The 13,213-nt window shown below is 72.1% G+C and carries 11 protein-coding genes; 8 read left to right on the forward strand and 3 right to left on the reverse strand.

Translation table 11 applies throughout. The features are described 5' to 3' along the window. Window positions 1-14 precede the first annotated feature (14 nt). Genes ABD164_RS05485 through aceB form a run of 3 tightly spaced genes read right to left on the reverse strand, consistent with a single transcriptional unit; the run spans window position 15 to window position 3,720 of the window. On the reverse strand, window positions 15-860 hold the full coding sequence (locus tag ABD164_RS05485) for a bifunctional allantoicase/(S)-ureidoglycine aminohydrolase (RefSeq protein ID WP_344294250.1): 846 nt from the start codon (window positions 858-860) through the stop codon (window positions 15-17). Continuing rightward, complete coding sequence (locus ABD164_RS05490; protein ID WP_425545915.1) at window positions 857-2,119, reverse strand: DUF6986 family protein; 1,263 nt, start codon at window positions 2,117-2,119, stop codon at window positions 857-859. Before ABD164_RS05490 ends, ABD164_RS05485 begins: the two co-directional genes overlap by 4 nt. Before the next feature lie 2 nt (window positions 2,120-2,121). Then, entirely contained in the window at window positions 2,122-3,720 is a 1,599-nt protein-coding gene (aceB, locus tag ABD164_RS05495) for a malate synthase A (RefSeq protein ID WP_344294254.1), read from the reverse strand. A gap of 127 nt (window positions 3,721-3,847) precedes the next feature. Here aceB and ABD164_RS05500 point away from each other — a divergent pair, with 127 nt between their 5' ends. The 8 genes from ABD164_RS05500 (at window position 3,848) to moaA (ending at window position 13,212) form a co-directional block, all read left to right on the forward strand. Then, entirely contained in the window at window positions 3,848-5,320 is a 1,473-nt protein-coding gene (locus ABD164_RS05500) for a xanthine dehydrogenase small subunit (protein WP_344294256.1), read from the forward strand. Further along, window positions 5,317-7,743 (forward strand): xanthine dehydrogenase molybdopterin binding subunit, encoded by a 2,427-nt coding sequence (gene xdhB, locus ABD164_RS05505; protein ID WP_344294258.1) that lies wholly within the window; start codon window positions 5,317-5,319, stop codon window positions 7,741-7,743. Before ABD164_RS05500 ends, xdhB begins: the two co-directional genes overlap by 4 nt. A 14-nt stretch (window positions 7,744-7,757) precedes the next feature. After that, window positions 7,758-8,582: a xanthine dehydrogenase accessory protein XdhC gene (gene xdhC, locus ABD164_RS05510; protein ID WP_344294260.1), complete on the forward strand. Its 825-nt coding sequence runs from the start codon at window positions 7,758-7,760 to the stop codon at window positions 8,580-8,582. A gap of 33 nt (window positions 8,583-8,615) precedes the next feature. Beyond that, on the forward strand, window positions 8,616-9,023 hold the full coding sequence (locus tag ABD164_RS05515; protein WP_344294263.1) for a TOBE domain-containing protein: 408 nt from the start codon (window positions 8,616-8,618) through the stop codon (window positions 9,021-9,023). Next, complete coding sequence (modA, locus tag ABD164_RS05520) at window positions 9,020-9,850, forward strand: molybdate ABC transporter substrate-binding protein (RefSeq protein WP_344294266.1); 831 nt, start codon at window positions 9,020-9,022, stop codon at window positions 9,848-9,850. Before ABD164_RS05515 ends, modA begins: the two co-directional genes overlap by 4 nt. 5 nt (window positions 9,851-9,855) lie before the next feature. After that, window positions 9,856-10,704, forward strand: a complete 849-nt coding sequence (locus ABD164_RS05525) for an ABC transporter permease (RefSeq protein ID WP_344295061.1) — start codon at window positions 9,856-9,858, stop codon at window positions 10,702-10,704. Next, window positions 10,701-11,891: an ABC transporter ATP-binding protein gene (locus ABD164_RS05530; RefSeq protein WP_344294268.1), complete on the forward strand. Its 1,191-nt coding sequence runs from the start codon at window positions 10,701-10,703 to the stop codon at window positions 11,889-11,891. The genes ABD164_RS05525 and ABD164_RS05530 overlap by 4 nt, the downstream gene beginning before the upstream one ends. Before the next feature lie 214 nt (window positions 11,892-12,105). Further along, window positions 12,106-13,212 carry a GTP 3',8-cyclase MoaA gene (moaA, locus tag ABD164_RS05535; RefSeq protein WP_344294270.1) on the forward strand — a complete coding sequence of 369 codons (1,107 nt, stop codon included), beginning with the start codon at window positions 12,106-12,108 and terminating at the stop codon, window positions 13,210-13,212. Window position 13,213: the final 1 nt, after the last annotated feature.

Consider the following 13,213-nt stretch of genomic DNA (forward strand, 5'->3'; position numbering starts at 1 on the left):
CCGCCATCGCCGGCTCACCCCCATCGGCTCGCCGCCCTCGCGAGATCGGGGCCGGTGAGCCGCACCTGGCGGTTCACGTCCTTGTAGAGCAGGTAGCGGAACGGCCCCGGCCCGCCCGCGTAGCAGGCCTGCGGGCAGAACGCCCGCAGCCACATGAAGTCGCCCGCCTCGACCTCGACCCAGTCGCCGTTGAGCCGGTAGACGCCCTTGCCCTCGAGCACGAACAGGCCGTGCTCCATGACGTGCGTCTCGGCGAACGGGATCACCCCGCCGGGCTGGAACGTGACGATGTTCACGTGCATGTCGTGCGCGAGGTCGTCGGGGTCGACGAACCGGGTGGTCGCCCATGCGCCGTTCGTGCCGGGCATCGGCCGGGGTGCGACATCCTGGTCGCGGGTCACGAACGAGGCGACCTCGTAGCCTTCGAGCGGCTCGTACGCCTTGCGGATCCAGTGGAAGCTCGTGCGCTCGTTGCCCTCGTTCGAGATCGCCCAGTCGGCGCCTGCCGCGATGTACGCGTAGCCGCCGGCTTCGAGCACGAATCGCTCGCCCTCGAGCTCGAGCGTGAGCTGGCCGGTCGTCACGAACACGACGCCCTCGACTCCCTCCTCGCGCTCAGGCCAGTCGGAGCCTCCGCCGGGCGCGATCTCGACGATGAGCTGCGAGAACGTCGTGGCGAACCCGGCGATGGGACGCGCGAGGATCCATGCGCGCGTGCCGGTGAACCCCGGCAGGTTGCTCGTCACGATGTCGCGCAGCACGCCCTTGGGAATGACGGTGTACGCCTCAGTGACGATGGCCCGGTCGGTGAGCAGTTCGCTCTGCGCGGGCAGGCCGCCCGCTGGCGTGTAGTAGCTCATGTCGCCTCCTGGTGACGCTTCGGGTGTGCGAGCTCGGCGAGGGTCGCCTCGTCGATGCCGGTGGCGGTGGCGACCTCGTCGGCCGAGATCGCGCCGCAGCGCACGCCGCGCAGCACGAACCCGGCGAGCGCGCGCACCGTGGCCGGTTCGTCGAGCACCCCGCCGGTGGTGCCGGTGCGAGCGTCGTGAAGCCGTTCGGATGCCTCGGGCCAGCCCTCGCGGTAGAACGCATAGGTCGCGAGGTACCTCGTGACGAGCTGGTTGGGGTGCAGGTCCCAGCCCTGGTAGAAGCCGCGTTCGAGCGACCGGCGCACGAGTCGTGCGTGCAGCCGCCACGCGTCGGCGGTGCGCCCGCCGACCGGCAGGATGTTCGTCGACCCGTCGGAGAGCCGAATGCCCGTGCCGGCCACGGCGAGCTGCATGACGCCCTTCGCGAGGTCGGCGGCGGGATGCTCCATCGACTGGTACTGCGCCGCGATGCCGAGTGCAGCGCTGTAGTCGTAGGTGCCGTAATGCAGCCCGCTGATGCGGCCGGGCACGGCGAGCGCGAGCTGTGCCACCGGCGACGAGCCGTAGACACCGAGCACGAGCTGCGGCGTCTCGACCTGCACCTCGAACCGCAGCCGCCCGTGCGGCAGCCCGTGCGCACGCTCGAGCACGGTCATCACCTCGGCCGCGGCCTCGACCTGGGCGACCGTCGACACCTTCGGCAGGGTGAGCGCGAGTCCGTCGGGCAGGCCGCCGTGCTCCACGAGTGCGCCGATGAAGAGATCGAGCGTGCGGATACCCCGGGCCCGGGTCTCGGCTTCGAACGACTTGAACCTGATGCCGATGAAGGGCGGCGCGAATCCGGCCCCCGCCGCGGCGGCGACGCGCTTGGCGGCGCGCATGGCCTCGGCGTCTTCGGCCGCGTCGCCGTGGTCGCCGTAGCCGTCTTCGAAGTCGATGCGCAGGTCTTCGATGGGTTCGACGGCGAGCTTCTCGCGAACGCGCGGCACGACCTCGTCGGCGAGCGCCGAATCGAGGCCGACGAGCTTCGCGACGGCATCGAGTCCGCCGGCGTCGTCGACGGCGTCGCGCACCATGCGTCGCCATGCGGTCGGCAGCTCGGGGGTGAACCGGTCGGCGGGCACGTACACGGTGTGCACGGGCTGGCGCGACCCGTCGTCGCCAGGATACGCGGTGCGCAGCAGGTCGTCGGTGGTGCTGAGGTGGGCGTCGATCGCGGCGAGATCGGCGGTGCTGAGCGAGGTGGTCACGCTCACTCCAGCAGCTCGTAGGCGGGAAGAGTGAGGAAGTCGACATACTCGTCGGCCAGGCACAGTTCGGCGACGAGTCGCGCTGCCGGCACGGTGTACGCGGCGAACCGATCGGGCGGGGTGTCGGCGCGCAGCAACTCGAGCTCTTCGTCGAAGACCTCGCGCACGAGTCGTGCGGTCATCGTGCGCCCGGTGTCGGCGAGCACGACACCGTGCTGCACGTGCTGCCACACCTGCGAGCGCGAGATCTCGGCGGTCGCGGCATCTTCCATGAGGCTGTGCAGCGCGACGGCGCCGCTTCCGGCGAGCCAGGCCGCCGTATAGGCCACGCCGACCGACAGGTTGGTGCGCAGACCCGCCTCGGTGACCTCGCCGCCCTCCGCCGCGATGTCGAGCAGCTGCGCCGCGGTGACCTCGACCTCGGGGCGCTGCCGGTCGAGCTGGTTCGGCCGGTCGCCGAGCACGGCGTCGAACACCTCACGGCACACCGGCACGAGGTCGGGGTGGGCGACCCACGACCCGTCGAATCCGTCGTTCGCCTCGCGCGTCTTGTCGGCGCGCACCTTCTCGAACGCGACGGCGGTGGCGTCGGGGTCGGCGCGGTTGGGCACGAACGCGGCCATGCCGCCCATGGCGAAGGCACCACGCCGGTGGCAGGTCTTCACGAGCAGCTCGGTGTAGGCGCGCATGAACGGCGCCGTCATCGACACCGACGCCCGGTCGGGCACGATGAACTCGGGGCCGGCGTCGCGGAACACCTTGATGATGCTGAACAGGTAGTCCCAGCGGCCCGCGTTGAGGCCCGACACGTGCTCACGCAGCTCGTAGAGGATCTCGTCCATCTCGAACGCCGCGGTGATCGTCTCGATGAGCACCGTCGCCCGAACGGTGCCGCGCGGAATGCCGAGCGCCTCCTGCGCGACCACGAACACATCGTTCCAGAGGCGCGCCTCGAGGTGGCTCTCGAGCTTCGGCAGGTAGTAGAAGGGGCCGTCGCCAGCGTCGATGAGCAACTTCGCCGTGTGGAAGAAGTGCAGCCCGAAATCGACGAGCGCCCCCGAGGCACGTTCGCCGTCGACGAGCACGTGCTTCTCGGGCAGGTGCCAGCCGCGTGGCCGGGTGACGACGGTGGGCCGGCGCACATCGGTGCGCAGTGCGTAGGCCTTGCCCTCGGGCGACGTGTACGCGAGCGTGCCGCGCGCCGCGTCGCGCAGGTTGCGCACGCTGCCGACGACGTTCGCCCACGTCGGACTCGACGCGTCCTCCATGTCGGCGAGCCATACTCGCGCTCCCGAGTTCAGCGCGTTGATGGCCATCTTCGCGGGCATCGCGGGACCGGTGATCTCGACGCGTCGATCGGTGAGGGCTTCTGGTGCTGGCGGCACGCTCCAGTCGGCGGCCCGTATGTCGGCGGTCTCGGGCAGGAAGCCGAGCTGCTCGCCCGCGGCGATGCGCTCGCGGCGTTCATACCGCGCGGCGAGCAGCTCGCGCCGGCGCGCGTCGAACCGATGGTGCAGTTGCTCGACGAAGGCGAGGGCTTCGTCGGTGAGGATCTCACCCCCGCCTGCGACCTCGACTTCGCTGTCGATCTCGATGCTCATGCGGCTTCCGCTCCCTTCTGGGGATGTCGCTCACACACTCTGCTTCATCTTCGCGCAGAAGCGAGCGCGTGGGTACCGGAACACCGGGATCGGCGCGGCGTAGACTCCCGTCACGAGGAGTTCGAGCATGGATCACATCGTCGTGACGGTCAACGGGCAGGCCCGCCCGCTGCCGGGTGTCGCCGCGCACACGACCCTGCTCGACGCGCTGCGCGGGCTGGGGCTCACAGGCTGCAAAGAGGGCTGTGCCGAGGGCGAGTGCGGGGCGTGTGCAGTGCTGCTCGCCACCGCCGACGAGCACGGCGGCACCGAGTGGACCGCCGTGAACGCGTGCCTCGTGCCCGCCGCCGCGGTCGACGGTCAAGAGGTGGTCACGTCCGAGGGGCTCGGCACCCCGGCGGCACCGCATCCGGTGCAGGCCGGGCTCGCCGCGGGCGGCGGCTCGCAGTGCGGCTACTGCACCCCGGGCTTCGCGTGCAGTATGGCCGCCGAGTTCTACCGCGCCGGGCGAGCGCCGGCCGACGGCGCTTCGCACCACGACCACGACCACGACCACGGCGAACTCGGCCCGAACGGCTTCGATCTGCACGCGCTCAGCGGCAACCTCTGCCGGTGCACGGGCTACCGGCCGATCCGCGACGCCGCCTTCGAGCTCGGCGCGCCCGAAACCGCCGACCCGCTCGCCGAACGCCGTGCCCGTCCGGCGCCCGAGCCCGTCGCCACCCGGCTCGCCGCCGACGGCGCCCGCTTCGTGCGCCCGATGTCGCTCGACGAGGCGCTGCGGCTCGTGCGTGACGAACCCGACGCGGTGGTCGTCGCCGGATGCACCGACTGGGGCGTCGACGTGAACCTGCGCGGTCAGCGGGCGGGGCTCGCTGTCGCGATCGAGCGGCTGCCCGAGTTGCGCGCACTGACCGTCGGCGACGCCTCGATCGAGATCGGCGCCGCGCTCTCGCTCTCCGAGATCGGGCGGCGGCTCGCCGGGCGGGTGCCGCTGCTCGACGAGGTGTTCCCGCAGTTCGCCTCGCCCCTCATCCGCAACCGCGCGACACTCGGCGGCAACCTCGGCACGGGCTCGCCGATCGGCGACACCCCGCCGGCCCTGCTCGCCCTCGAGGCGCGTGTCGTGCTGGCCTCGGCCGACGGCGAGCGCGAGGTCGACCTCGCCGACTACTTCACCGGGTACCGCACTACGGTGCGGCGTCCCGACGAGCTCATCCGGGCGGTGCGCATCCCGCTGCCGCTCGCGCACGTCACGGCGTTCCACAAGATCGCGAAGCGCCGCTACGACGACATCTCGAGTGTCGCGATCGCCTTCGCACTCGACATCGACGACGGCGTCGTCGCCTCGGCGCGCATCGGGCTCGGCGGCGTGGCCGCCTCCCCCATCCGCGCTCGCGCCACCGAGGCGGCCCTGTTCGGGCAACCGTGGAACGACGAGATCGTCCGCAACGCGGCATCCGTGCTCGGATCTGAGGGCACGCCCATGTCAGACCATCGCGCGAGCGCCGAGTATCGCGCGCTGATGCTCGAGGGCGCACTGCTGAAACTGCACCGCACGCACCCGATCGCGGCGGCCGAAGCGGAGGTGCCGGCATGAGCGACCTCGCGGCACGCCCGGCGAACCCCGTGGTCGGCGTTCCCATGCCGCACGAGAGCGCGGCGATGCACTCGACGGGCACGGCCATGTACACCGACGATCTCGCCGCCCGCACGGCAGGCGTGCTCACGGCGTGGCCCGTGCAGTCGGTGCAGGCGCACGCGCACGTGCTGCTCGATGTACGGCCGGCACTCGACGTGCCGGGCGTCGTGCGGGTGCTCACCGCCGCCGACGTTCCGGGCATCAACGACGCGGGCGTCAAGCACGACGAGCCGCTGTTCCCGAGCGAGGCGATGTTCCACGGCCACGCGCTCGCGTGGGTGCTCGGCGAGACCGCCGAGGCCGCGCGCCTCGGCGCCGCCGCGGTGACGGTCGAGTACACGACGCTGCCCTCGATCATCACGGTCGCCGAGGCCATCGCGGCGGGGTCGTTCCAGGGCATCTCGCCGAACGTGCAGCGTGGCGATCCGGCCGCGGCGCTCGCAACTGCGCCGCACGTGTTCGAGGGGGTCACCGAGGTCGGCGGCCAAGAGCACTTCTACCTCGAGACGCACGCGTCGCTCGCGCATGTCGACTCCGAGGGGCAGGTGTTCGTCGAGTGCAGCACGCAGCACCCGAGCGAGACGCAGGAGATCGTCGCGCACGTGCTGGGCGTGCCGAGCCACCGGGTCACCGTGCAGGCGCTGCGCATGGGCGGCGGCTTCGGCGGAAAAGAGATGCAGCCGCACGGCTTCGCGGCCATCGCCTCGCTCGGTGCGACGCTCACCGGCAGGCCCGTGCGGTTGCGCCTCAACCGCACGCAAGACCTCACGATGACCGGCAAGCGGCATCCGTTCCACGTCGAGTGGAAGGCCGGGTTCGACGACGACGGGCGCATCCTCGCGCTCGACGCGACGCTCACCTCCGACGGCGGCTGGAGCCTCGACCTGTCCGAGCCGGTGCTCGGCCGTGCCCTGCTGCACGTCGACAACGCGTACTTCATCCCCGATTTCGCCGCGCACGGTCGCATCGCGAAGACGAACAAGACCTCGCAGACCGCGTTCCGCGGCTTCGGCGGGCCGCAGGGCATGCATGTCATCGAAGACGTGCTCGGTCGGGCGGCACCCGCGCTCGGCATCGACGCCGCGACGCTGCGCGAGCGCAACCTGTACGAGCCGGGTCAGTCGACGCCGTACGGGCAGCCCGTGCGGCACGCCGAGCGGCTGCGGCGCATCTGGAACGAGCTGCGCCAGTTGAGCGACTTCGACGCCCGGCGCGCCGAGATCGCCGCGTTCAACGCGGCGCACCCCGACGAGAAGCGTGCGCTCGCGATCACGCCCGTGAAGTTCGGCATCTCGTTCACCCTGACCGCCTACAACCAGGCCGGCGCGCTCGTGCACGTGTACAAAGACGGCTCGGTGCTCGTGAACCACGGCGGCACCGAGATGGGCCAGGGCCTGCACACGAAGATGCTGCAGGTCGCCGCCACCGCGCTGGGTCTGCCGATCGAGGCCGTGCGCCTCGCCCCGACGCGCACCGACAAGGTGCCGAACACCTCGGCCACGGCCGCGTCGTCGGGTGCTGACCTCAACGGCGGCGCCGTCAAGGCCGCGTGCGAGCAGATCCGCGCGCGCCTGGCCGAGGTTGCGGCCGGGCTGCTCGAGGTCGATGCGCGCGACGTGTCGTTCGCCGGCGGTCGGGTGTCGGGCCCCGGGTCATCCGATCGCTCGTATTCGTTCGCCGAGATCGTGCAGGCGGCCTACCACCAGCGGGTGCAGCTGTGGGCCGCGGGCTTCTATCGCACCGAGGGCCTCGCGTGGGACACGAAGCGCATGCAGGGCACGCCGTTCAAGTACTTCGCCTACGGCGCGGCGGCGAGCGAGGTCGAGGTCGACGGTTTCACCGGGGCCTACCGCACCCGCCGGGTCGACATCGTGCACGACGTCGGCGACTCGCTCTCGCCGCTCGTCGACCTCGGACAGATCGAGGGCGGATTCGTGCAGGGCGCCGGTTGGCTGACCCTCGAAGAACTGCGCTGGGACGAGACCGACGGGCCCGGCCGCGGCCGGCTGCTGACCCAGTCGGCGAGCACCTACAAGCTGCCGAGCTTCGCCGAACTGCCCGACGTGTTCAACGTGCACCTGGTCGAGCACGCCGCCGAAGACGGCGCGGTCTACGGTTCGAAGGCGGTCGGCGAGCCGCCCCTCATGCTCGCGTTCAGCGTGCGCGAGGCGATCCGCGAGGCGGTCGCCGCGTTCGCGCCCGCCGGGCACTGCGTCGACCTGCGCTCGCCGGCGACGCCCGAGGCGGTGTTCATGGCGATCCGCGAGGCGCGGCAGGCCGGGTCGGCGTCTTCGGTTGCCGGCGCGACCGGCGAGACGACCGAATCGGATGCCGCGACCGCGCGGTCGACGCGTGAACCGCTCGTCGCATCCGACACCTGAGCCGGAGGCGTGCCGTGGACTGGGTCGACGCAGTGCAGCGGCTGCGCGCCGCGCGCATGCCGTTCGTGATCGTCACCCTCGCGATGGTGCGCGGCCACGCGCCGCGCAACGGCGGCGCGAAGATGGTCGTCGGCACCGACTCGCTCTTCGGCACCGTCGGCGGCGGCAACCTCGAGGCGACCGCGGTCGACCGGGCACGGGCGATGCTGGCGTCGGGCGCCGCCGAGCCCGACCTGCTGACGCTGACGCTCAGCGACCGGGCCGTCACCGATTACGGCGTGCAATGCTGCGGAGGAGAGGTCACCATGCTCTTGGAACCCGTGCGGGTCGTGCCGTCGGTCGCGATCTTCGGCATCGGCCACGTCGGCCTCGAGCTCGCGCGCGTGCTCAGCCGGCAGCAGCTCGAACTGCACATCGTCGACTCGCGCGCCGAGATGCTCGCGGGCGAGCGGCTCGCGGTGCTCGGCGACGCGGTGGCGACGGTGCACGTGCACCACCTTCCTGTTCCCGAAGCGTCGCTGGCCGACCTGCCCGACGGCGCGCACGTGCTCGTGATGACGCACGACCACGGCGAGGACCTCGCGATCGTCGAGGCCGCGCTGAACACTCCGGGCCTCGGGTCGATCGGGCTCATCGGCTCGCGTTCGAAGTGGGCGAGGTTCCGTGCGCAGCTGACCGAAGCGGGGCACGACGAAGCCGACCTGGCCCGCGTGACGACGCCGATCGGCATCGACGGCATCGCGTCGAAAGACCCGGCCGCGATCGCGGTGAGCGTCGCCGCGCGCATCCTGCAGCTCGTCGAGGAGGACGCGGCACGCCCGATCAGCGGGACCGCTTGAAATCTCCGCACCTGCGGATCTATCGTCGCTTTCATGACGCAGTATCGGATAAGTGAGGCAGCCGCGCTCGTCGGGGTGAGCGATGACACCGTGCGCCGTTGGGTGCGCGACGGCGTGCTCACGGCCGGGCGTGACGACTCGGGTCGACAGGTCGTGCCCGGCGATGAGCTCGCCGCACGCGCTGTGGCCATCGCGACGGCCGCCGACGACCACAGCCCGATGCGGCGCAGCGCCCGCAACCGGTTCGTCGGGCTCGTCACGCGCGTCGAGATCGACGGGCTCATGGCGCAGGTCGAGCTGCAGAGCGGGCCGCACCGCGTCGTCTCGCTGATGTCGGCAGAGGCAGCCCGCGACCTGAATCTCGAGGTCGGCTCGCGCGCCGTGGCCGTCGTCAAGGCGACCATGGTCGTCGTCGAGACCGGCGAGGGGCCTCGCGCATGAGACATCCGCTCGCTCGCACCCTGCTGCCTGCCGCACTGGTCGCGCTCACGCTCACCGCGTGCACCGGCCAGGCCGACGGCGATGCCCGTCCGGGGGCCGGCGAGGCGAGCGAGGCGCGCGGCGAACTCAGCGGCGAGCTCACGGTCTTCGCCGCCGCCTCGCTGACGGCGGCGTTCGACGAGCTCGCGACCGGCTTCGAGGCGCGGCACCCGAGTCTCGACGTGCTGCCCATCACCTACGACGGCTCGTCGGTGCTCGTGACGCAGTTCATCGAGGGCGCGCCGGCCGACGTGTTCGCCTCGGCCGACGAGCGCAACATGCAGAAGGTGATCGAGGCCGACCTCGCCGTCGAACCCGTGGACTTCGCCACGAACCTGCTCGAGATCGCGGTCGCGCCCGGCGATCCGCTCGGCATCGACGGGCTCGACGACCTCGCCGACGGCGCGACCGAGACCGCCGACGGCCTGCCGATCACGGTGGTGCTGTGCGCGCCCGAGGTGCCGTGCGGTGCCGCCGCCCAGGCCCTCATCGCCGACGCCGGCATCATCGTGCGGCCCGCGAGCGAAGAGCAGAACGTGACTGCCGTGCTCACCAAGGTGAAGCGCGGCGAGGCCGATGCCGGGCTCGTGTACGCCACCGACGTCGCGGCGGCCGGCGGCGAGGTCGACGGCGTCGAGATCGAGAACGCGGATGCCGCGACCAACGTCTACCCGATCACCGCGCTCACCGGCGCGGCGAACCCCGAGGCGGCGCGCGCGTTCGTCGAGTTCGTGACGTCTGGCGAAGGCCGAGCGGTGCTCGCGTCGTTCGGATTCGGCTCGCCGTGACGACCATGGCCTCCTCCGACGTCGCGGCCGTCGCCGGCGACACCCGTCGAGACGACCTGGGGGCGGCGAGGCGGTTTCCCCTGTGGCTGTACGTTCCCGCTGCGGTCGCCGTCGCGGTGCTCGTGCTGCCGCTCGTCGCGCTGCTCGTGCGCCTCGACTGGACGCAGGTGCCCGCCGCGGTCGCGTCGCCCGCCGCGTTGCAGGCACTCACCCTCTCGCTCGTGACCGCGGCGATCGCGACCGCGGTGTGCGTCGTGCTCGGCGTTCCGCTCGCGATGGTCATCGCCCGCAGTTCGAGGGGCATCGCCGCCGTGTTGCGCACCCTCACGACGCTGCCGCTCGTGCTGCCGCCGCTCGTGGGCGGCATCGCGCTGCTCGCGCTGCTCGGCCGAAGCGGCCTGTTGGGCGAGACCCTGGGCGTACTCGGCGTGCGAATCCCGTTCACGACCACCGCGGTCGTGATCGCGCAGACGTTCGTCGCCCTCCCGTTCCTCGTGATCACAGTCGAGGGATCGCTGCGCACGGCCGGCACCCGCTACGAGACGGTTGCCGCCGGGCTGGGCGCCCGCCGGTTCACGGTGTTCCGGCGCATCACGCTGCCGCTCGTGGCGCCGGGCGTGCTCGCCGGCACGGTGCTGTGCTTCGCACGCGCACTCGGCGAATTCGGGGCGACCGCGCTGTTCGCGGGCAACTCGGCCGGCACGACCCGCACGATGCCCCTGGCGATCTACACCGCGTTCAACGGGGCGGGCGTCAGCGAAGACATCGCGATCGCACTGTCGCTCATGCTCATCCTCGTGGCGATCGCGGTGCTGGTGCTCATGCGCAGCTGGCGTGAGGACGCCCCACGATGACCCGCGAGGCGGGCGGAGCGCTCGAGGCCCGGGTGGTCGCCCGGGTGGGTGACTTCACGCTCGACGTCGCTGTCGCGGTCGCGGCATCCGAGGTGCTGGCCGTGCTCGGTCCGAACGGCTCGGGCAAATCGACCCTGCTGGCGGCCATCGCCGGCCATCGGGCGCCCACCGCCGGGGTCGTGCGCATCGGCGAGCGCGTGCTCGCGCGCGCCCCTGCGACCGGCGGGGTCGAGCATGACGACGGCGGTGACGTCGCCGTCGACGTCGACGTGGCCGAGCGCTCGGTCGGGCTGCTGGGCCAGCACCCACTGCTGTTCCCGCACCTGAGCGCGCTCGAGAACGTCGCGTTCGGCCCCCGCGCGCACGGCGTGCCGAAGCGTGATGCGCGCGCGGTGGCATCCGACTGGCTCGAACGCGTCGGACTCCCCGGACTCGAACGCCGCCTGCCGTCGGCGCTCTCGGGCGGCCAGCAACAGCGCGTCGCACTCGCCCGCACGCTCGCGGCGCGCCCCGACGTGCTGCTGCTCGACGAACCGTTCGCCGCGCTCGACGTGCAGGCGGCCGCGGCGATGCGCCGCCTCGTCTCAGAGCAGCGGGCGAGCCTCGCGATCCCGACCCTGCTCGTCACCCACGACCCCCTCGACGCGATCGTGCTCGCCGACCGCGCCGCCATTCTGCAGGCCGGGCGCATCGTGCAGCAGGGGCCCACCGCCGAGGTGCTCGGGCATCCGCGCACGCCGTTCGCGGCCGCACTCGCCGGCGTCAACCTGCTCACCGGCGTCGCCGTCGCGCGCGACGCCGTGCGCATCGCCGGGGCGGGCGGCCCGATCGTGCTGCGGGGCACGGGCGACGCGCTGCAGGTCGGCACCCCGGCCTCGGTCGTGTTCAGCCCGGCGTCGGTGCATGCGCGCGCTGCGGCATCCGTCGACCCGGCGCAGGCTGCAGGGCCGTCGCAGCCCGCCGACCCGTCGCGGCCCGTCGACCCGTCGCAGCCCGTCGACAACACCTGGATCGGGGCCGTCGCGTCGCTCGAGCCGGCCCGCGGCGGCGTGCGCATCGTCACCGACCAGCACCCCGACCTCGCGATCGACGTGCCATCGACCGCGGCCGTCGGCCTCGACCTGAGCACCGGCGCGCGCCTTGCATTCCACGTCGCGCCGACGGATGTCTCGGTACGCACGCTGTAGCCGCCCGCTCGAGCCCCGCCGAATGCCAGAGCTCTGGCGAATGCAGGAAGAATCGCGCGACACGCCGGAGCCGGCCGGGAAGACTCCGGCGTGTTCGGCGAAGTTCCTGCAGTTCGGACGACAGCAGCGCGGCCCGAGCGTGGAGCGCCACGCCACGTCACGCCGCGCACGCATGATGCGGTGTTAGCGTAGACGCCACCGAAGGGGGTGACCCGTGACCACCCTGCTACCCGTGCACACCGCCGCAGCCCCGCGAGCGCGTCGCCTGCCGTCCACGGGCGCGCTCCCCGCAGCGCTCACCGACGCGTTCGCCCGCCCGATGCGCGACCTGCGCATCTCGGTGACCGACCGGTGCAACTTCCGCTGCGTGTACTGCATGCCGAAGTCGGTGTTCGGGCGCGGCTACGCGTTCCTCGACCGCGACGAGCTGCTGACCTTCGACGAGATCACCCGCATCGCCGGCGTGGCCGTCGCCCACGGCGTGCACAAGCTGCGACTCACCGGCGGCGAGCCGCTGCTGCGCCGCGGCATCGAAGAGCTCATCGAGCGGTTGGCGGCGTTGCGCACTCCCGACGGCGAGCCCGTCGAGATCGCCCTGACCACCAACGGATCCGCGCTCGCGGTCAAGGCGGCGGCGCTGAAGGCGGCCGGGCTCACCCGGGTCACGGTGTCGCTCGACTCACTCGACGACGCCGTGTTCCAGTCGATGAACGACGTGCGGTTCCCGGTCGACCGCGTGCTCGCCGGCATGCAGGCCGCGCACGACGCCGGGCTCGGCCCGGTCAAGGTCAACATGGTCGTCAAGCGCGGACTCAACGACCACGAGGTGCTGCCCATGGCCCGGCACTTCAAGGACTCCCCCTTCACGCTGCGGTTCATCGAGTACATGGACGTCGGCACCTCGAACGGCTGGCGGCTCGACGAGGTCGTGCCCTCGGCCGAGATCGTCGAGCTCATCGGCGCGGAACTCTCGCTCGAGCCCATCGGCGCTGCGGCACCCGGCGAGACCGCCGCGCGGTGGCGCTACGTCGACGGCGGCGGCGAGATCGGCGTGATCTCGAGCGTCACGAACGCGTTCTGCGGCACCTGCAACCGGGCGCGCATCTCGACCGAGGGAAGGCTCTTCACGTGCCTGTTCGCCTCCGAAGGGCACGACCTGCGCGCACTGCTGCGCGGGGGCGTCGACGACGAGGCACTCGCCGCAGCGATGGGTTCGATCTGGGGCGCCCGAGACGACCGCTACTCCGAGGTGCGTGCGACGCTCACGCCCGAGCTGCGGGCGGCCCGTCCGAAGCCCGAGATGTCGTACCTCGGCGGCTGAC

The sequence above is a fragment of the Agromyces neolithicus genome (assembly GCF_039529735.1).
Classification (GTDB): domain Bacteria; phylum Actinomycetota; class Actinomycetes; order Actinomycetales; family Microbacteriaceae; genus Agromyces; species Agromyces neolithicus.

Excerpts from the sequence above, each read along its gene's own strand:
- aceB (WP_344294254.1), bottom strand. The coding sequence starts at position 3,720 with ATGAGCATCGAGATCGACAGCGAAGTCGAGGTCGCAGGCGGGGGTGAG.
- xdhB (WP_344294258.1), top strand. The coding sequence starts at position 5,317 with ATGAGCGACCTCGCGGCACGCCCGGCGAACCCCGTGGTCGGCGTTCCC.
- modA (WP_344294266.1), top strand. The coding sequence starts at position 9,020 with ATGAGACATCCGCTCGCTCGCACCCTGCTGCCTGCCGCACTGGTCGCG.
- ABD164_RS05485 (WP_344294250.1), bottom strand. The coding sequence starts at position 860 with ATGAGCTACTACACGCCAGCGGGCGGCCTGCCCGCGCAGAGCGAACTG.
- ABD164_RS05515 (WP_344294263.1), top strand. The coding sequence starts at position 8,616 with ATGACGCAGTATCGGATAAGTGAGGCAGCCGCGCTCGTCGGGGTGAGC.
- ABD164_RS05525 (WP_344295061.1), top strand. The coding sequence starts at position 9,856 with ATGGCCTCCTCCGACGTCGCGGCCGTCGCCGGCGACACCCGTCGAGAC.
- ABD164_RS05530 (WP_344294268.1), top strand. The coding sequence starts at position 10,701 with ATGACCCGCGAGGCGGGCGGAGCGCTCGAGGCCCGGGTGGTCGCCCGG.
- ABD164_RS05500 (WP_344294256.1), top strand. The coding sequence starts at position 3,848 with ATGGATCACATCGTCGTGACGGTCAACGGGCAGGCCCGCCCGCTGCCG.